This window comes from Pseudomonas migulae NBRC 103157 (genome assembly GCF_002091715.1).
GTDB lineage: Bacteria > Pseudomonadota > Gammaproteobacteria > Pseudomonadales > Pseudomonadaceae > Aquipseudomonas > Aquipseudomonas migulae_A.
The window spans coordinates 68,925-86,591 of the sequence record NZ_BDAG01000034.1; the positions used below are offsets into that span (position 1 = coordinate 68,925).

Below are 17,667 nucleotides of genomic sequence, written 5' to 3' on the forward strand. Positions count from 1 at the left end.
TGATATGTGATACCACCAAATCAGAGCGAGATTGGATGTGAGCAAGAGAGCCTATAACTTCTGTGCCGGTCCTGCGGCACTTCCCGAAGCTGTCCTGCAGCGCGCCCAGGGTGAACTCCTTGATTGGCACGGCAAGGGCCTCTCGGTCATGGAAATGAGCCATCGCAGCGATGAGTTCGTGTCCATTGCGACCAAGGCCGAGCAGGATCTGCGTGATCTGCTGAATATCCCCTCGAACTATAAAGTGCTGTTTCTGCAAGGTGGCGCCAGCCAGCAATTCGCTCAGATCCCTCTGAACCTGTTGCCGGAAAGCGGCACTGCCGACTATATCGACACCGGTATCTGGTCGCAGAAAGCCATCGAAGAAGCGTCGCGCTACGGTAACGTCAACGTTGCCGCTACCGCCAAGCCTTACGACTATTTCGCTATCCCCGGTCAGAACGAGTGGAAGCTGTCGAAAGACGCGGCCTACGTTCACTACGCACCGAACGAAACCATTGGCGGTCTGGAATTCAACTGGGTCCCGGAAACCGGTGATGTTCCGCTGGTCGCCGACATGTCCTCGGACATTCTCTCGCGCCCGATCGATGTTTCGCGCTTCGGCATGATCTACGCCGGCGCCCAGAAAAACATCGGCCCGAGCGGTATCGTCGTCAACATCGTTCGCGAAGACCTGCTGGGGCACGCCCGTTCCCTGTGCCCGACCATGCTCAACTACAAGGTCGCGGCCGATAACGGTTCGATGTACAACACCCCGCCAACCCTGGCCTGGTACTTGTCCGGCCTGGTGTTCGAGTGGCTGAAAGAGCAAGGTGGTGTAGAAGCCATCGGCAAGCTCAACGAAGTGAAACAGCGCACGTTGTACGATTTCATCGATGCCAGCGGCCTCTACAGCAACCCGATCAACAAGTCCGACCGCTCGTGGATGAACGTGCCGTTCCGTCTGGCTGACGACCGTCTCGACAAGCCATTCCTGGCCGGTGCCGACGAACGTGGCCTGCTGAATCTCAAGGGTCACCGTTCCGTGGGCGGCATGCGCGCCTCCATCTATAACGCCGTCGACATCGTTGCGGTCAACGCACTGGTTTCGTACATGGCAGAGTTCGAGAAGGAACACGGCTAATGTCTGAGCAAGAACTCAAGGCACTGCGCCTGCGCATTGATGCCCTGGACGAAAAAGTCCTGGAGCTGATCAGTGAGCGCGCACGCTGCGCCCAGGAAGTTGCGCGAGTAAAGATGGCCTCGCTGGCCGAAGGCGAAGTGCCGGTGTTCTATCGTCCTGAGCGTGAAGCTCAGGTGCTCAAGCGTGTGATGGAGCGCAATCAGGGGCCGCTGGGCAACGAAGAGATGGCGCGGCTGTTCCGCGAAATCATGTCCTCGTGCCTGGCCCTCGAACAGCCGCTGAAAGTGGCTTACCTCGGCCCTGAAGGCACCTTCACTCAAGCGGCGGCCATGAAGCATTTCGGTCACGCGGTGATCAGCAAGCCAATGGCGGCGATCGACGAAGTGTTCCGCGAAGTGGCTGCGGGCGCGGTGAACTTTGGCGTGGTTCCGGTGGAAAACTCCACTGAGGGCGCGGTCAACCACACCCTCGACAGCTTCCTCGAACACGACATGGTCATTTGTGGCGAAGTCGAGTTGCGGATTCACCACCACTTGCTGGTCGGTGAAAACACCAAGACCGACAGCATCAGCCGCATCTATTCCCACGCCCAGTCGCTGGCCCAGTGCCGCAAGTGGCTGGACGCACACTACCCGAATGTCGAGCGCGTGGCGGTTTCGAGCAACGCCGAAGCGGCGAAGCGGGTCAAGGGTGAGTGGAACTCGGCGGCGATCGCCGGCGACATGGCCGCAGGCTTGTACGGGCTGACCCGTCTGGCCGAGAAAATCGAGGATCGCCCGGACAACTCCACGCGATTCCTGATGATCGGCAGCCAGGAAGTGCCGCCGACCGGCGACGACAAGACCTCGATCATCGTGTCGATGAGCAACAAACCCGGTGCGCTTCACGAGTTGCTGGTGCCGTTCCACGACAACGGCATCGACCTGACGCGTATCGAGACGCGTCCTTCGCGCAGCGGTAAATGGACCTACGTGTTCTTTATCGACTTCGTCGGTCACCACCGCGATCCGCTGGTCAAAGGTGTGCTGGAAAAAATCAGTCAGGAAGCAGTGGCACTTAAAGTGTTGGGTTCCTACCCGAAAGCAGTTCTCTAAGGGGTAGCAAATGAGTGGCAACTTCCTCGCTCTGGCACAGCCAGGCGTGCAACAACTCTCGCCTTACGTTCCGGGCAAGCCTGTGGACGAACTGGCGCGCGAGCTGGATATCGATCCGGCCAGCATCGTCAAACTGGCGAGCAACGAAAACCCGTTGGGCGCCAGTCCGAAGGCGCTGGCGGCGATTCGTGAAGAGCTGGCCGAACTGACCCGTTATCCGGATGGCAACGGTTTTGCGCTCAAGACCCTGCTGGCCGACCAGTGCCGCGTCGAGCTGAATCAGGTGACGCTGGGCAATGGCTCCAACGACATTCTGGAGCTGGTCGCTCGCGCTTATCTGGCGCCGGGCCTGAACGCGGTGTTCAGCGAGCATGCGTTTGCGGTCTATCCGATCGTCACGCAAGCCGTCGGCGCAACCGCCAAAGTGATTCCGGCCAAAGACTGGGGGCATGATCTGTCGGCCATGCTGGCTGCCATCGATGCCGATACCCGCGTGGTCTTCATCGCCAACCCGAACAACCCGACCGGAACCTGGTTTGGCGCCGAAGCGCTGGACGAGTTCCTGCAGGACGTACCGGAACACGTGCTGGTGGTGCTGGACGAGGCCTACATCGAATACGCCGAAGGCAGCGACCTGCCGGATGGTCTCGACTACCTGGCGGCCTACCCGAATTTGCTGGTTTCGCGCACCTTCTCCAAGGCTTACGGCCTGGCGGCGCTGCGGGTCGGTTATGGCTTGTCCACCGCGGTGGTTGCCGATGTGCTGAACCGCGTCCGTCAGCCGTTCAACGTCAACAGCCTGGCCCTGGCCGCCGCGTGCGCTGCGTTGCAAGACGCCGACTACCTGGCTGAAAGCCGCCGCCTGAACGAAGCCGGCATGCAGCAGCTTGAAGCGGGTTTCCGCGAGCTCGGGCTGAGCTGGATTCCGTCCAAGGGTAACTTCATCTGCGTCGATCTGGGTCGTGTGGCGGCTCCGGTTTTCCAGGGGTTGTTGCGCGAAGGCGTGATCGTGCGTCCAGTGGCCAACTATGGCATGCCGAACCACCTGCGCATCACCATCGGCCTGCCGGCGGAAAACAGCCGCTTCCTTGAGGCGCTGACCAAGGTCCTGGCTCGTGGTTGATGTCACTGCTCTGCAATCTGCTGAACCTATGATCGGTCGCCTGGTGGTGGTCGGTCTGGGACTGATTGGCGGTTCGTTTGCCAAGGGGTTGCGTGAAAGCGGCCTGTGTCGCGAAGTCGTCGGTGTCGATCTCGATCCGCAGTCGCGCAAGCTCGCGGTTGAGTTGGGTGTGGTCGATCGCTGCGAAGACGACCTGGCGGTTGCTTGCCAGGGCGCAGACGTGATTCAGCTGGCCGTGCCGATCCTGGCCATGGAGAAAATGCTCGGCCGTTTGGCCGGCATGGACCTTGGCCAGGCGATTCTGACCGACGTCGGCAGCGCCAAAGGCAATGTCGTACGCGCCGCGACCGAAGCGTTTGGCGGCATGCCGGCGCGTTTCGTGCCGGGCCATCCGATTGCCGGTTCCGAGCAGAGCGGGGTGGAAGCCTCCAATGCCGAGCTGTTCCGTCGCCATAAAGTGATTCTGACACCGCTGGATCAAACTGATCCGGCCGCGCTGGCCGTGGTCGACCGTTTGTGGCGTGAACTGGGCGCCGATGTCGAGCATATGCAGGTCGAACGTCACGACGAAGTGCTGGCGGCGACCAGCCATTTGCCACACTTGCTGGCGTTCGGTTTGGTCGACTCACTGGCCAAACGCAATGAAAACCTTGAGATCTTCCGTTACGCTGCCGGCGGTTTCCGCGATTTCACAAGAATCGCGGGAAGTGACCCGGTCATGTGGCACGACATCTTCCTCGCCAACCGCGAAGCTGTCCTGCGCACACTCGATACATTTCGCAGCGACCTCGACGCCTTGCGCGACGCGGTCGATGCAGGGGATGGGCACCAATTGTTGGGCGTATTCACTCGCGCCCGGGTTGCCCGCGAACATTTCAGTAAAATCCTGGCCCGCCGGGCTTATGTGGACGCTATGAACTCCAACGACCTGATTTTCCTGGCACAACCTGGTGGCCGCCTGACTGGGCGGATTCGTGTACCGGGCGACAAATCGATTTCCCACCGTTCGATCATGCTCGGCTCCCTCGCCGAAGGCACCACCGAAGTGGAAGGTTTTCTTGAGGGCGAAGATGCCCTGGCGACCTTGCAGGCCTTCCGCGACATGGGTGTCGTGATCGAAGGTCCGCACCATGGGCGCGTGACCATCCACGGTGTCGGCCTGCATGGCCTGAAGCCTGCGCCGGGCCCGATCTATCTGGGCAACTCCGGCACCTCGATGCGCCTGCTGTCCGGCCTGTTGGCTGCGCAGAACTTCGACAGCACCCTGACGGGGGACGCCTCGCTGTCCAAGCGTCCGATGAATCGCGTGGCCAATCCGCTGCGTGAAATGGGCGCCGTGATCGAGACCGCTGCAGAAGGTCGTCCGCCAATGACCATCCGTGGCGGCAACAAGCTCAAAGGCCTGACCTACACCATGCCGATGGCCAGCGCCCAGGTTAAATCCTGCCTGCTGCTGGCGGGGCTGTACGCCGAAGGCAAGACCACCGTCACCGAGCCTGCACCAACCCGCGACCACACCGAGCGCATGCTGCGCGGTTTCGGCTACCCGGTCACTGTCAATGGCGCAACCGCTTCGGTCGAGTCCGGGCACAAGCTGACCGCGACCCACATTGAAGTGCCCGGCGATATTTCGTCCTCGGCGTTCTTCCTGGTGGCGGCATCGATCGCCGAAGGTTCCGAGCTGGTGCTCGAGCACGTCGGCATCAACCCGACCCGCACCGGCGTAATCGACATCCTGCGTCTGATGGGCGCTGACATTACCCTGGAAAACCAGCGTGAAGTCGGCGGCGAACCCGTAGCGGACCTGCGCGTGCGTGCAGCTAAACTCAAAGGTATCGAGATTCCCGAAGCGCTGGTTCCATTGGCTATCGACGAATTCCCGGTGCTGTTCGTGGCGGCGGCCTGTGCCGAAGGGCGCACCATCCTGCGTGGCGCCGAAGAATTGCGCGTCAAGGAATCGGACCGGATCCAGGTCATGGCCGATGGCTTGCTGGCACTGGGCGTCAAATGCGAACCGACGCCGGACGGCATCATCATCGACGGCGGCCTGATCGGCGGCGGCGAAGTGCATGGTCACGGCGATCACCGGATTGCCATGGCCTTCAGCGTTGCTTCCCTGCGCGCCACTGCACCGATCCGCATTCATGATTGCGCCAACGTCGCGACCTCGTTCCCGAACTTCCTGGCGCTGTGCGCACAGGTCGGTATCCGTGTTGCCCAAGAGGCTCAGTCGTGAATATCAAGCCACCGGTCATCACCATCGACGGCCCGAGCGGGTCGGGCAAAGGCACTATCGCCGGGATTCTGGCCAAGCGTCTGGGCTGGTGCCTGCTGGATTCCGGTGCGTTGTACCGTCTGCTGGCATTTGCCGCGCGCAACCACGGCGTGGACTTGACCAATGAAGAGTCGCTGAAACTGCTCGCGGCTCATCTGGACGTGCAGTTCGTCGGGGCGACCGAAGGTCATCCGCAGCGCATCATCCTCGAAGGTGACGATGTCACCGATGATCTGCGCAACGAACAAGTGGGCGCGTGGGCCTCGCAAGTGGCCGCCTTGCCGGCCGTGCGCGACGCTCTGCTGCAGCGTCAGCGGGCATTTCAGGAAGCACCGGGCCTGGTGGCCGATGGTCGCGACATGGGCACCGTGGTTTTCCCCGATGCGCCGCTGAAGATATTCCTCACTGCCAGTGCCGAGGAGCGTGCGCGCCGTCGATACTTGCAGTTGAAGGGCAAAGTCGATGGTGTTAGTCTGTCGAGTCTGCTAGATGAGATACGTGTCCGCGATGAGCGTGACACCCAGCGAGCGGTAGCCCCGCTCAAGCCGGCGGCTGACGCCATCCAGCTGGATTCCACGGAATTATCCATCGATCAGGTGCTGGAACGCATCATGAGCGAGATCGCCATTCGCGATATCGCCGGATGACCAAGAAGCTTCGCAGGGGACCAGTCATAGTCCTGAGGTGCTTCTTTTAAATGAAACTAACCCACATCGTCTGGGATGTGGAGATGGGCGTATTCTTCGCCCTCATCAACAGGAATTAAAATGAGCGAAAGCTTTGCGGAACTCTTTGAAGAAAGCCTAAAAACCCTGAACCTTCAGGCAGGCTCCATCATCACCGGTGTTATCGTTGATATCGATTACCAAGCTCGCTGGGTAACCGTTCACGCTGGCCTGAAGTCTGAAGCACTCATCCCGCTTGAGCAGTTCTACAACGACGCTGGCGAACTGAACATCAACGTCGGTGACGAAGTTCACGTAGCGCTGGATTCGGTTGAAGACGGCTTTGGTGAAACCAAGCTGTCCCGTGAAAAAGCCAAGCGCGCTGAATGCTGGATTGTTCTGGAAGCTGCCTTCGCAGCCGAGGAAGTGGTCAAGGGCGTTATCAACGGTAAGGTTAAAGGCGGCTTCACTGTCGACGTTAACGGCATCCGTGCGTTCCTGCCAGGTTCCCTGGTTGACGTCCGTCCTGTGCGCGATACTACGCACCTGGAAGGCAAAGAGCTGGAATTCAAGGTCATCAAACTCGACCAGAAACGCAACAACGTTGTCGTTTCCCGTCGCAGCGTCCTCGAAGCCGAGAACTCCGCCGAGCGTGAAGCTCTGCTGGAATCCCTGCAGGAAGGTCAGCAAGTCAAAGGTATCGTCAAGAACCTCACCGATTACGGCGCATTCGTCGATCTGGGTGGCGTGGACGGCCTGCTGCACATCACCGACATGGCTTGGAAGCGCATCAAGCATCCTTCCGAGATCGTCAACGTTGGTGACGAAATCGACGTTAAGGTTCTGAAATACGATCGCGAACGCAACCGTGTTTCCCTGGGCCTGAAGCAACTGGGCGAAGATCCATGGGTTGCTATCAAAGCCCGTTACCCAGAAAGCACTCGCGTTACCGCTCGTGTAACCAACCTGACCGACTACGGCTGCTTCGCTGAGCTGGAAGAAGGCGTTGAAGGCCTGGTACACGTTTCCGAAATGGACTGGACCAACAAGAACATCCACCCTTCGAAAGTCGTACAAGTCGGCGACGAAGTGGAAGTTATGGTTCTGGACATCGACGAAGAGCGTCGTCGTATCTCCCTCGGCATCAAGCAGTGCAAATCTAACCCATGGGAAGATTTCTCTGGCCAGTTCAACAAGGGCGATAAAATCTCCGGCACCATCAAGTCGATCACCGATTTCGGTATCTTCATTGGTCTGGACGGCGGCATCGACGGTCTGGTTCACCTGTCCGACATCTCCTGGAACGAAGTGGGCGAAGAAGCCGTTCGCCGCTTCAAGAAGGGCGACGAGCTGGACACCGTTATCCTGTCGGTTGACCCAGAGCGCGAGCGCATCTCCCTGGGTATCAAGCAACTGGAAAGCGATCCGTTCTCCGAGTACGTTCAAGAGAACGACAAAGGCGCAATCGTTAAAGGCATCGTGAAAGAAGTTGACGCTAAAGGCGCCATCATCACTCTGGCCGACGATATCGAAGCGACTCTGAAAGCCTCCGAAATCAGCCGTGACCGCGTTGAAGACGCGCGCAACGTTCTGAAAGAAGGCGAAGAAGTAGAAGCCAAGATCATCAGCGTTGACCGCAAGAGCCGTGTAATCCAGCTCTCCATCAAGTCGAAAGACGTTGAAGAAGAGAAAGAAGCAATCCAAAGCCTGCGCGACAAGCCAGCTTCGGACACTGCTGCTCCTGGTCCTACCACTCTGGGCGACCTGTTGCGTGCACAAATGGAAAAGCAGAACTAAGTTCTGTCAGACCATAGGAAAAGGGCGACTTCGGTCGCCCTTTTTTGTGCCTGCGATTTGATGCGACCAGGGATGCCTGGCGTGAAAATGCCTGCCCATGAAACCAACAGTCCTGCGAAGCTGTCTCTTTCTTTAATCGGATCAATCGCTTATTTGCAGCTAATCTTTAGCCAAAAGCGAACGCAGTCGGGCAGGGCGCCCGGCATAAGGAAAAGAATGAACAAGCTGATTGTCGCAATAGCATTACTGACATTGGCGGGTTGTACCACTAATGCCAAGACTCATGCAGTGCGCGGGGTTAGTGGTATCGAGGTCGATTGTTCCGGGTTAGGGTCGGGGTGGGAAAAGTGTCACAAGCGCGCAGCCAAGGAGTGCAAGGGAGCTGGTTACAAGGTGGTCACGAGATCCGATGATGCCAAAGACGAAGATGAATATCCTTTCGGCTTCAATCCCGCCGGTTTCGTGACGCGCACCATGCTGGTCATCTGCAGATGATCAGGGCAAGGCGGGATCAATGCTCGCGCTGAATACCGCTAAAGATATGTCAGACCTCGGGCTGTTCAAATTCTTCCGGGCATGCTAAAACCTTTGAAGCGCTTTTCCTAGCTGCTTGAAAAAGAAGGGAAAAATATGACGAAGTCGGAGTTGATCGAACGAATTGTCACCCATCAAGGGCTGCTCTCATCTAAGGATGTAGAGCTGGCTATCAAGACCATGCTCGAGCAAATGTCCCAATGCCTGGCCACCGGTGATCGCATCGAGATCCGTGGGTTCGGCAGCTTCTCCCTGCACTACCGCGCGCCACGTGTGGGTCGCAATCCGAAAACCGGCCAGTCCGTCAGCCTTGACGGTAAATTCGTTCCGCATTTCAAGCCGGGGAAAGAGTTGCGGGATCGGGTGAATGAGGATGAAGAGAATGATCTCTGATTATCGGCAAGAGGTGTAGATGACTAGCGCGAAGCGAGTAATCGCACTGACGTTGATAGTGTTGCTAGTTACGCTGGTGATCGTATTCATTCTTGAAAACAATCAGCCTGCAGCGCTAACCTTTTTCGGATGGTCTACTCCGCAACTACCGTTAGCAGCCTATATCGTCCTGGCATTGTTGTTCGGGTGGGGCGCCGGTCCGGTAATGAGTCTGGTTATAGGTAAGGGAATCAGGCGTCGAGGCAAGCGCAGAGACGGCTTAAAGGATTGAGCTGGATGAGAAGCGGAGCACTCTATGCAAAGGCCCCGCTCCTGAAACTGCCATTACTCAATCACTGTTCTTGGCGCTCGCAGTCGGTCCACTCCAGAGCGCCTGAAGACAATCAAGTCGGAACAGAAGCCTCAAGCTGGCCTGCATGATATTTCGAGGCGAGAATAATCAGCGGGGCATAAGCGATAACCACTCCCCAAGTACCATCAAGGCCCAATTGAGTTACGCAGTAAGCTATTGGCAACAACCAAAACAAATTGATGGCGCCGACGGCGAGCGTTACTGGTAAATGCTTGCCATATTGGCGTGATGCGAACTGATAGGCATGGCTGCGATGAGCCTCATAGACCTTATCGCCGCGAAGCAGTCGACGTATCAGCGTGAAGGTTGCGTCGACGATGAATACGCCTAACAGAATCAGCCAGGCCCAGAATAAATCTGAAGAAACCCAAGCAGCCTGCAAAGACAAAACTCCCAAGGCAATGCCCAGGAATCCGCTCCCTGCGTCCCCCATGAAAATTCGCGCTGGCGGGAAATTCCAGTACAGGAAGCCCACTACGGCCACGGCCATGGTCAATGGTCCCCAGATAAGCATCGACGCGCCACTTAACCCGTAGAGCAAACATGCGCTGAGACAAGCGGACAATGCTTCAACGCTCGCGATGCCATCGATTCCGTCCATGAAATTGTAAAGATTCAGCAGCCAGACCAGATAAACCACCGCCAGACAATTACCGATCCAATGCAGGTTCAGGGTGATGCCGAAAAACACTATCGGGGCAAGCCCACCCAGCCAGGCAAGCGCCCAGATACCGGCTGCAAAATGCCCGAGCAGTCGCCACCGGGCAGCGATATGGCCATGATCGTCCATAAACCCGATAACAGCCACGATCGCTCCGCTTCCGCCTATTGCGATCAGCTGCTGCCAAGGAACCAGTCCCAATACCCCAAAAACCGGTAGTGAAAGCAGGAATGTCACTACGATAGCAACCCCGCCACCACGCGGTGTTGGAATGGTATGGGAGCTACGGGCATTGGGGATATCGATGATGCTTCGAGACAACGCATATCGCCGCAGGGCGGCAGTTAACGCGAGAGAAAGAAGAGCAAGAGCCGGTGCCAGCCACAAGTAAATCATTGTTATTGATGTTCCCGAAAATGCATCGCAGTGTTTCCCAGCGCTTCATTCACGCTCATTGGGAGGCTGCCTGAAAGTTTACGAATAGGGGTGATATCGACTTGGAACGATCCGCACAGTCGCTGGGACATTGCCTTTTTACCCAAGAGAGCGGTGCCTGCGAGGTATGGGAGCAAGTATAACTGGTCCGTCGGGCACCTTTGCCAACTTTCTCGGCAGCGTTATCGTGGTTCATCCGTCCCCCCGTCGCCGTCGACTGTTTCATATTCTGTAACCAACCCATTTTTGACAGACCCCGTACATCGCCTAAGTTTGGAAGGCAGCTTCGGAAAAGCTGCTTTCCCAATCGATGTCATGGAGCTTCACTTATGCGTACTGGCTATTTCTACTCCCTGGTTTTTGCCCTGCTCACCAGCACCTCTGTTGCAGCTGTTGCTGCGCCGACGGCCAAGCCCGGTGCAGACAACGCACCTCTGGTCATGGAGATTTCACCTCAGGTCCAGTCTGACAAGTTGGACTTGAACCAGGCCGACGCCTCGACACTGCAGCGTGAGCTGGCCGGCGTAGGGGAAGCGAAAGCCAAAGCGATTGTTGCGTATCGGGAGAGTAACGGGCCATTTTCCTCGATAGATGAACTGCTCGAGGTGAAGGGGATAGGCAAAGCCATCCTGGATAAGAACCGCGAAAAGCTCGAGGTGAACTAAGCTTGTAGATTCAGCGCCAGGGGCCGGTCATTGACCGGCCTTTTTGCATTTTGACGTCAGTAGCGCTTGAGTACCTTCCGTCGGCATGGGAAAAATTACGACTATCATATTGTTATTAGATTATGCCTATAATAAATTCGTTATCGGCCGAAGCGTTCTGAAGCGCGGGCATTGTCTTCCCTACACACTTTTTCAGGAGCACTGTCATGAATTCTCTCCAGACCCAAGGCACAGCCCTAGTCACCGGTGCTTCCTCCGGTATTGGTGCCATCTACGCTGAGCGGTTGGCAGCGCGCGGTTTTGATTTGTTGTTGGTCGCTCGTGATCAGGAGCGGCTGGAGGTGGCGGCGAGCAAGCTACGCGCCGAGCACGGTGTTCAGGTCGAGGTGCTCAAGGCGGACCTGACGCAAAAGGATGATGTGCTCAAGCTCGAGCAGCGCCTTCGCAGCGATTCGAGTATCAGCCTGTTGCTGAACAATGCCGGTGTTGCGGCCGATGGTTTGCTGGCCAACTCCGATATGGAGCAGATGGAGCGCTTGATTCAACTGAACGTGACGGCGGTCACGCGGCTGGCATCGGCGGCGGCCGCCAGTTTTGCCAAGGCGGGTCGAGGCACGATCATCAATATCGCGTCAGTGGTGGCGTTGTTCCCTGAGCGTTTCAACGCCACTTACAGCGCCAGCAAGGCTTATGTGTTAAGCCTGACCCAATCGTTGAATGCCGAGCTCGATGGCACGGGTGTCAAGGTGCAGGCTGTGTTGCCCGGCGTAACACGCACCGAAATCTGGGAGCGCTCCGGTATCGACGCCACCCAGATCCCGGCGGATATGGTCATGGAAGCAGGGGAGATGGTCGACGCGGCGCTGTCGGGTCTGGACCAGGGCGAGCTGATCACTATTCCGTCGTTGCCGGATGCCAGCGAGTGGCACGCCTTTGTTGCGGCGCGACACGTGATGGCGCCAAACCTTTCCAAAAGCAAAGCCGCTGCGCGTTACAAATAAAGCGCCAGCAATCGGCATGAGGATATTGCGGTATGAGTGATCGTCGAGTGGTTGTAACGGGCATGGGGCTGGTGTCGCCGCTGGGTAGTGGTGTCGAAGCGGTGTGGGCACGTCTGTTGTCCGGACGCTCCGGTTTGCGCACTTTGCCGGAGGAAGTCGTGGCGGATCTGCCGGCCAAGGTCGGCGGTGCAGTACCGACGCTGGCCGATGATGCCGAGGCTGGTTTTGACCCGGACCGGGCAACCCCGCCCAAAGAACAGAAGAAGATGGACCGTTTCATCCTGTTCGCCATGGAAGCGGCGCGTCAGGCGATCGAGCAAGCCGGTTGGCAGGCGCAAACCGCTGATGCTCAGGAGCGCACGGCTACCATCATCGGTTCGGGCGTCGGTGGTTTCGGCGCGATTGCCGATGCGGTGCGCACCACGGACAGCCGTGGCCCACGACGTTTGTCGCCATTTACCATTCCTTCTTTCCTGGTCAACCTGGCCGCGGGCCATGTGTCGATCCAGCATGGTTTCAAAGGTCCGCTGGGTGCTCCGGTAACGGCGTGTGCGGCCGGGGTTCAGGCGATTGGCGATGCGGCGCGGCTGATTCGTTGTGGCGAAGCGGATATTGCAGTGTGCGGCGGCGCGGAAGCGGCGATCGATCGCGTCAGCCTTGCCGGTTTCGCCGCTGCCCGGGCCTTGTCCAGCGGTTTCAACGACACCCCGGAACGTGCTTCGCGGCCCTTCGACCGCGATCGCGATGGCTTCGTCATGGGCGAGGGTGCAGGTCTTCTGGTGATCGAATCCCTGGAGCATGCTCTGGCTCGTGGCGCGCAACCGCTGGCGGAACTGGTCGGATACGGCACCAGTGCCGATGCCTATCACCTGACCGCGGGCCCCGAAGACGGCAGCGGTGCGCGACGGGCGATGTCGCTGGCGCTGGCTCAGGCGGGTATTTCTGCGGACCAGGTGCAGCACCTCAACGCTCACGCCACTTCGACACCGGTCGGGGATGCGGGGGAGCTGGCGGCGATCAAGTCGTTGTTCGGCTCAGATAACAAGATTGCGGTCACGTCGACCAAGTCGGCCACCGGGCATTTGCTCGGCGCGGCGGGCGGGATCGAGGCAATCTTCACGCTGTTGGCGATCCGCGATCAGATTGCGCCGGCCACTCTCAATTTCGATAACCCGGACCCGGCCACGCAAGGTGTGGATATCGTCCACGGCAAGGCGCGGCCGATGGTAATCGAATACGCGCTGTCCAACGGCTTCGGCTTTGGCGGGGTCAACGCCAGCGTATTGTTCAAACGCTGGCAGGGTTAATCCCGGGGTTGTTTGAGAAATGTGCGTGTGATGTCGAGAATCCGCTGAGCCAGCTCGGGGCTCTCGACACTGCGTGACAGCAGCAACGCCCCGACCAGCGCTGACATGATGAAGATGCTCTGGTCGGCGGCGTTCTCGCCCTCAAGGGTGCCTTGTATTTGTTCGAGCCTCGCGTTGAGTACCACATCCGAAGTCGGGCTTGGCTGTCCACGCAGGCCGAGCTCCGATGACATGGTCGGTAGCGGACACCCTTGATCGGGTGAAGTCTGGTGCCATTCGGACAAATAGGTGTCGATGAACGCCTCCAGCGGGTGCTCCTGGGCGAACAGCTCGGCGCAGACAGCGTCGCATTGTTCGCCAGCCGCCTGCAGGGCTTTTTCGACCAGCTCATCCTTGGATTTGAAATGCGAGTAAAAGCCACCGTGAGTCAAACCCAGTGCTTTCATCAGAGGTTGCAGGCCGGTCGCGCCAATACCGTCACGGCGAAATCGCGCTGAGGCTTCCTTGATGATGCGTTGATGGGTCTGGGCTTTATGGTCCTGCGAGTAACGCATCTGGAATCTCCGCAACAATGCGCCATCTTAACCAATGAAAATTGGATGGTGACTGTACTTCTACTTCTAAAAAGCATGCAGATGCGTCCAACTCCGTCAGAGCTCATCGAATGAGCTGGCACGGATAATGATTACTCGTTCGCTGACGATTGTTGAACAATCATGAGGCGATGAGCATGAACAGCGGACTGTCCCTGGCCGATCACATCACATTGGAATTGCGTGCCGACATCATTGGCGGACGTTTGCTGCCCGGCATGGCACTGGTGGAAAACGACCTCGTCTCGGCCTACAACGCTTCCCGCAACACTATCCGTGAAGCCTTGCATCGTTTGGGGCAGGAGGGGCTGACCCTTTATGTGCGCAACAAAGGCGTGATGGTGCGCAGGCTCGGGGCCGGGGATGTGCGGGACCTGTTCAACGTGCGTCGCACCCTCGAACTGCAAGCCATCAGCGCGAGCCAGCCGCTGCGCGACTATCAGTCCGACCGGATGCTGGAGGTGCTGGAAGCCACCGAACTGGCCCGTGAACGCGAGGACTGGCGTGCCGTCGGTACGCACAGCCTGGCGTTTCATCAACACATCGTCGGGCTGCTGCGCAGTCCGTTGTTCGATGAGTTCTTCACCAATGTAGTCGCGCAATTGCGCCTGGTGTTTTGCACCGCTCCCGATGAGTCGAGGTTCCAGGCGCCGTGGCTGGCGCGCGACCGGCAGATCCATGAGTTGCTCGCCGAAGGTGACAAACGCGCTGCCGGAGATGCCATGAGCCTTTATCTCGACGACTCCGAACAGCTCCTGTTGCAAATGCTTGCTCCACACTCCCATCACTGATCGAGGATTCGTGCCATGTACAAAGACTATCCGGCGGCTTATCAAGTCAGCAAAGGCTCGGCGTTGCAGGTGGACAAAGCCTTTTACGAACGGATCCGCGACAGCAAGGACCGTCGCACGTTGATCGAGCAGTTCGAAGTGCCGATCCGCACCGGTCGTGCCTGGAAAGTCCCGGCCGGACACGTGTTTCGCGTGACCACGCCGGTCGGCCCGCAAGTCGGCGATTTCAACGTCTGGAACGCCAACGATCCGCGTGAACGCTTGTGGGCGGCGCGAACCCGGCAGTTGCAGGGGGCGCACGTCAGCACCCATGACCGACTCTGGTCGAACCTGCCTTTTTTACGGCCGCTGGTGACCATCACCGATGACAGTCTGGCCGATTACGGCATCGACGAACATGGCGGTCGCCTGCACGACTTGCTGGGCACTCGCTGCGATCCTTACGTGAACAAAATGCTCACCGGCGAAGACTTCCATCATCACTGCCACTCGAACCTGACACGTGCCGTGTTGCCCCATGGCTTGACTGAGTTCGACGTGCATGACGTGCTGAACATTTTCCAGTGCACGGGGCTCAACCACGACGACATGTACTTCATGAAAGCCTGTCCGGCGCAGAAGGGCGATTACCTGGAGTTTTTTGCCGAGATCGATTTGCTGTGTGCGCTGTCGACCTGTCCGGGAGGCGATCTGTCGCTGGCCATGTGGGGGCCGGATGCGCAGGACCCACTCAGCGTGTGTCGCCCGTTGGGGGTGGAGATTTACAGGGTGGAGGATTCGTTGCTGGAAGGCTGGAGCCAACCGGAGCGTGCGGCCTACAAAGGGCTGCATGGCTTGCACATCGCCAAGGCCGATTGGGAGAAGTAAGAGCAAAAAGATCGCAGCCTTCGGCAGCTCCTACGTTGTTTGCCCTGTAGGAGCTGCCGGAGGCTGCGATCTTTTGATCTAGCGGTCCTGCGCATCCTTGGCATCCGCTTGCGCATTGCGTTCAGCGACGCGTTTACGTTGCTCTTCGGTCAGCTCGACCTTGTTGGCGGTGTCACGCAGCATCATCAAACCACCCACGATCGAGCCGATTGCAACGACCAGAATCAACCAGGCATACCAGGGCATAAAGGCTCTCCTTGAGGGCAGGCCGGCTGACGGGTTTCGCCAACCGATCGTGCATACCACTTTGAGCGATTCAGTTTCGCAGTGGTTCCATTCTATGCCTGATCTGCCCGCAACACCTGCTGCGATTCAGAGGCCTGTCAGCATCGCATCCGCCGGCGCATCGGCGCGCAATTGCGCCGTCAGCATGAAGTACACGAAACCCGCCGCCATGAAACCGAGGAAAATCAACCCGATCAATGTGTTGAACCAGGCCATCGCCACCAGGCACACCACCGCCAGCACCAATGCAATGAACGGCACCAGCGGGTAGCACGGCGCGCGGAATGTGCGTTCCAGGTTCGGTTCGGTTTTACGCAGTTTGAACAGGCTGAGCATGCTCATGATGTACATCACGATTGCGCCGAACACCGCCATGGTGATCATTGCCGCCGTCAGCGTCATGCCGCCCAGGTTGATCAAACCGTCGCTGTAGATTGCCGCGATGCCAATCACGCCCCCGGCGATGATCGCCCGGTGTGGCGTCTGGAAACGCGAGAGTTTGGCCAGCGATGCCGGCAGATATCCGGCACGGGCGAGGGCGAAGAACTGCCGCGAGTAGCCGAGGATGATCCCGTGGAAACTCGCCACCAGGCCGAACAGGCCGATCCACACCAGCATGTGCAACCAGCCGGAGCTTTCGCCGACCACGGTTTTCATTGCTTGTGGCAGTGGGTCGTTGATGTTCGACAGGGTGCGCCAGTCGCCGACGCCGCCCGCAAAGAACATCACGCCCATGGCCAAAAGCACCAAGGTCAGAATGCCGCTGATGTACGCCTTCGGAATCGTGCGTTTCGGGTCCTTGGCTTCTTCGGCGGCCATGGCTGCACCTTCGATGGCCAGGAAGAACCAGATCGCGAATGGAATCGCCGCAAACATCCCGGCAATCGCCGGTGCGCCGAACACATCGGAACCGGCCCAGCCATTGAGCGCAAAGTTGCTGAAGCTGAACGCCGGCGCCACCACGCCCATGAACACCAGCAACTCGGCGACTGCCAGGACGCAGACCACCAGCTCGAATGTCGCCGCCAGTTTCACGCCGAGGATGTTCAGGCCCATGAACACAATGTAGGCGCCGACCGCCGCGTGCTTCGGATCGAGTGCCGGGAACTGCACGTTCAGGTACGCGCCGATGGCCAGGGCAATGGCCGGTGGGGCGAAGACGAATTCGATCAGCGTCGCCAATCCGGCGATCAATCCGCCTTTCTCGCCAAAGGCGCGGCGGCTGTAGGCAAAGGGGCCACCTGCGTGGGGAATGGCGGTGGTCAGCTCGGTGAAACTGAAGATGAAGCAGGTGTACATGGTGGCGACCATGAAGGAGGTCACCAGAAATCCAAGTGTCCCGGCCACGCCCCAGCCGTAACTCCAGCCGAAATACTCACCGGAAATCACCAGTCCGACTGCAATGCCCCACAGGTGCAGCGTGCCCAGAGTGGGTTTGAGTTGTGTGTTCATCGTTTGCTCCCTGAACGGTTTGTAAAGCTCGGGGGAGGGCGTGTGCAGTGGGCGTGCCAGTGTTGTGGTGGCAGTCGTAAAGCGTAAAAAGGTGTCGTATCGGGGATGTTTGCCACCGAATTACCGTTTTTTGTGCGCCAGTTGAGGGCGTTGTCGTCTGTTCTGCCGCCATCGCGAGCAAGCCCGCTCCCACATTTGATTGGCGTCGAACACCCAATCTATGTTCGCTGGAAACCAAATGTGGGAGCGGGTTT

Annotated in this window: 17 protein-coding genes; 13 read left to right on the plus strand and 4 right to left on the minus strand. The window is 58.5% G+C overall.

The genetic code is table 11. The features are described from left to right. Positions 1-37: 37 nt before the first annotated feature. From serC to ihfB, 8 genes are all read left to right on the plus strand, one after another. Entirely contained in the window at positions 38-1,123 is a 1,086-nt protein-coding gene (serC, locus tag PMI01S_RS22815) for a 3-phosphoserine/phosphohydroxythreonine transaminase (protein ID WP_084322376.1), read from the plus strand. Next, a complete protein-coding gene (gene pheA / locus PMI01S_RS22820) occupies positions 1,123-2,217 on the plus strand; it encodes a prephenate dehydratase (RefSeq protein WP_007899727.1) in 1,095 nt (364 codons plus the stop codon). The genes serC and pheA overlap by 1 nt, the downstream gene beginning before the upstream one ends. A 10-nt stretch (positions 2,218-2,227) precedes the next feature. Further along, complete coding sequence (gene hisC / locus PMI01S_RS22825) at positions 2,228-3,340, plus strand: histidinol-phosphate transaminase (RefSeq protein WP_084322377.1); 1,113 nt, start codon at positions 2,228-2,230, stop codon at positions 3,338-3,340. 28 nt (positions 3,341-3,368) lie between these two features. Then, positions 3,369-5,576 (plus strand): bifunctional prephenate dehydrogenase/3-phosphoshikimate 1-carboxyvinyltransferase, encoded by a 2,208-nt coding sequence (locus PMI01S_RS22830; protein ID WP_235864464.1) that lies wholly within the window; start codon positions 3,369-3,371, stop codon positions 5,574-5,576. Continuing rightward, positions 5,573-6,262: a (d)CMP kinase gene (gene cmk / locus PMI01S_RS22835; protein ID WP_084322379.1), complete on the plus strand. Its 690-nt coding sequence runs from the start codon at positions 5,573-5,575 to the stop codon at positions 6,260-6,262. The genes PMI01S_RS22830 and cmk overlap by 4 nt, the downstream gene beginning before the upstream one ends. Positions 6,263-6,382: 120 nt before the next feature. Next, positions 6,383-8,077 (plus strand): 30S ribosomal protein S1, encoded by a 1,695-nt coding sequence (gene rpsA / locus PMI01S_RS22840; protein WP_007939922.1) that lies wholly within the window; start codon positions 6,383-6,385, stop codon positions 8,075-8,077. A gap of 216 nt (positions 8,078-8,293) precedes the next feature. Next, the gene (locus tag PMI01S_RS22845; RefSeq protein WP_084322380.1) at positions 8,294-8,572 is read left to right on the plus strand and encodes a hypothetical protein; all 279 of its coding nucleotides are present in this window, start codon (positions 8,294-8,296) and stop codon (positions 8,570-8,572) included. 135 nt (positions 8,573-8,707) lie between these two features. After that, the gene (gene ihfB / locus PMI01S_RS22850; RefSeq protein WP_008031786.1) at positions 8,708-9,004 is read left to right on the plus strand and encodes an integration host factor subunit beta; all 297 of its coding nucleotides are present in this window, start codon (positions 8,708-8,710) and stop codon (positions 9,002-9,004) included. A 383-nt stretch (positions 9,005-9,387) separates the two neighbouring features. Here ihfB and PMI01S_RS22860 read toward each other — a convergent pair whose 3' ends face one another. Then, entirely contained in the window at positions 9,388-10,413 is a 1,026-nt protein-coding gene (locus PMI01S_RS22860) for an MraY family glycosyltransferase (protein ID WP_084322382.1), read from the minus strand. 368 nt (positions 10,414-10,781) lie between these two features. Here PMI01S_RS22860 and PMI01S_RS22865 point away from each other — a divergent pair, with 368 nt between their 5' ends. The 3 genes from PMI01S_RS22865 (at position 10,782) to fabF (ending at position 13,425) form a co-directional block, all read left to right on the plus strand. Next, entirely contained in the window at positions 10,782-11,117 is a 336-nt protein-coding gene (locus PMI01S_RS22865; RefSeq protein ID WP_084322383.1) for a ComEA family DNA-binding protein, read from the plus strand. 206 nt (positions 11,118-11,323) lie between these two features. Next, positions 11,324-12,118 (plus strand): SDR family NAD(P)-dependent oxidoreductase, encoded by a 795-nt coding sequence (locus PMI01S_RS22870; RefSeq protein ID WP_084322384.1) that lies wholly within the window; start codon positions 11,324-11,326, stop codon positions 12,116-12,118. A 32-nt stretch (positions 12,119-12,150) separates the two neighbouring features. Next, positions 12,151-13,425 (plus strand): beta-ketoacyl-ACP synthase II, encoded by a 1,275-nt coding sequence (gene fabF / locus PMI01S_RS22875; protein WP_084322385.1) that lies wholly within the window; start codon positions 12,151-12,153, stop codon positions 13,423-13,425. Here the strand turns inward: fabF and PMI01S_RS22880 are convergent. Further along, positions 13,422-13,979, minus strand: coding sequence for a TetR/AcrR family transcriptional regulator (locus PMI01S_RS22880; protein ID WP_084322386.1), 558 nt, complete (start codon positions 13,977-13,979; stop codon positions 13,422-13,424). The genes fabF and PMI01S_RS22880 overlap by 4 nt on opposite strands. 176 nt (positions 13,980-14,155) lie before the next feature. Here PMI01S_RS22880 and PMI01S_RS22885 point away from each other — a divergent pair, with 176 nt between their 5' ends. Beyond that, positions 14,156-14,809 carry a GntR family transcriptional regulator gene (locus PMI01S_RS22885; protein ID WP_084322387.1) on the plus strand — a complete coding sequence of 218 codons (654 nt, stop codon included), beginning with the start codon at positions 14,156-14,158 and terminating at the stop codon, positions 14,807-14,809. Between the two features lie 15 nt (positions 14,810-14,824). After that, entirely contained in the window at positions 14,825-15,676 is an 852-nt protein-coding gene (locus PMI01S_RS22890) for an urea carboxylase-associated family protein (RefSeq protein WP_084322388.1), read from the plus strand. Between the two features lie 78 nt (positions 15,677-15,754). Here the strand turns inward: PMI01S_RS22890 and PMI01S_RS22895 are convergent, their stop codons facing one another. Both PMI01S_RS22895 and eat read right to left on the minus strand, forming a co-directional pair. Further along, positions 15,755-15,922 (minus strand): DUF2897 family protein, encoded by a 168-nt coding sequence (locus tag PMI01S_RS22895; RefSeq protein ID WP_064678955.1) that lies wholly within the window; start codon positions 15,920-15,922, stop codon positions 15,755-15,757. 126 nt (positions 15,923-16,048) lie between these two features. Continuing rightward, the gene (eat, locus tag PMI01S_RS22900) at positions 16,049-17,413 is read right to left on the minus strand and encodes an ethanolamine permease (protein WP_084322389.1); all 1,365 of its coding nucleotides are present in this window, start codon (positions 17,411-17,413) and stop codon (positions 16,049-16,051) included. Between the last annotated feature and the right edge of the window lie 254 nt (positions 17,414-17,667).

Excerpts from the sequence above, each read along its gene's own strand:
- pheA (WP_007899727.1), top strand. The coding sequence starts at position 1,123 with ATGTCTGAGCAAGAACTCAAGGCACTGCGCCTGCGCATTGATGCCCTG.
- hisC (WP_084322377.1), top strand. The coding sequence starts at position 2,228 with ATGAGTGGCAACTTCCTCGCTCTGGCACAGCCAGGCGTGCAACAACTC.
- PMI01S_RS22830 (WP_235864464.1), top strand. The coding sequence starts at position 3,369 with ATGATCGGTCGCCTGGTGGTGGTCGGTCTGGGACTGATTGGCGGTTCG.
- rpsA (WP_007939922.1), top strand. The coding sequence starts at position 6,383 with ATGAGCGAAAGCTTTGCGGAACTCTTTGAAGAAAGCCTAAAAACCCTG.
- PMI01S_RS22845 (WP_084322380.1), top strand. The coding sequence starts at position 8,294 with ATGAACAAGCTGATTGTCGCAATAGCATTACTGACATTGGCGGGTTGT.
- ihfB (WP_008031786.1), top strand. The coding sequence starts at position 8,708 with ATGACGAAGTCGGAGTTGATCGAACGAATTGTCACCCATCAAGGGCTG.
- PMI01S_RS22860 (WP_084322382.1), bottom strand. The coding sequence starts at position 10,413 with ATGATTTACTTGTGGCTGGCACCGGCTCTTGCTCTTCTTTCTCTCGCG.
- PMI01S_RS22865 (WP_084322383.1), top strand. The coding sequence starts at position 10,782 with ATGCGTACTGGCTATTTCTACTCCCTGGTTTTTGCCCTGCTCACCAGC.
- PMI01S_RS22870 (WP_084322384.1), top strand. The coding sequence starts at position 11,324 with ATGAATTCTCTCCAGACCCAAGGCACAGCCCTAGTCACCGGTGCTTCC.
- fabF (WP_084322385.1), top strand. The coding sequence starts at position 12,151 with ATGAGTGATCGTCGAGTGGTTGTAACGGGCATGGGGCTGGTGTCGCCG.
- PMI01S_RS22880 (WP_084322386.1), bottom strand. The coding sequence starts at position 13,979 with ATGCGTTACTCGCAGGACCATAAAGCCCAGACCCATCAACGCATCATC.
- PMI01S_RS22885 (WP_084322387.1), top strand. The coding sequence starts at position 14,156 with ATGAACAGCGGACTGTCCCTGGCCGATCACATCACATTGGAATTGCGT.
- PMI01S_RS22890 (WP_084322388.1), top strand. The coding sequence starts at position 14,825 with ATGTACAAAGACTATCCGGCGGCTTATCAAGTCAGCAAAGGCTCGGCG.
- PMI01S_RS22895 (WP_064678955.1), bottom strand. The coding sequence starts at position 15,922 with ATGCCCTGGTATGCCTGGTTGATTCTGGTCGTTGCAATCGGCTCGATC.
- eat (WP_084322389.1), bottom strand. The coding sequence starts at position 17,413 with ATGAACACACAACTCAAACCCACTCTGGGCACGCTGCACCTGTGGGGC.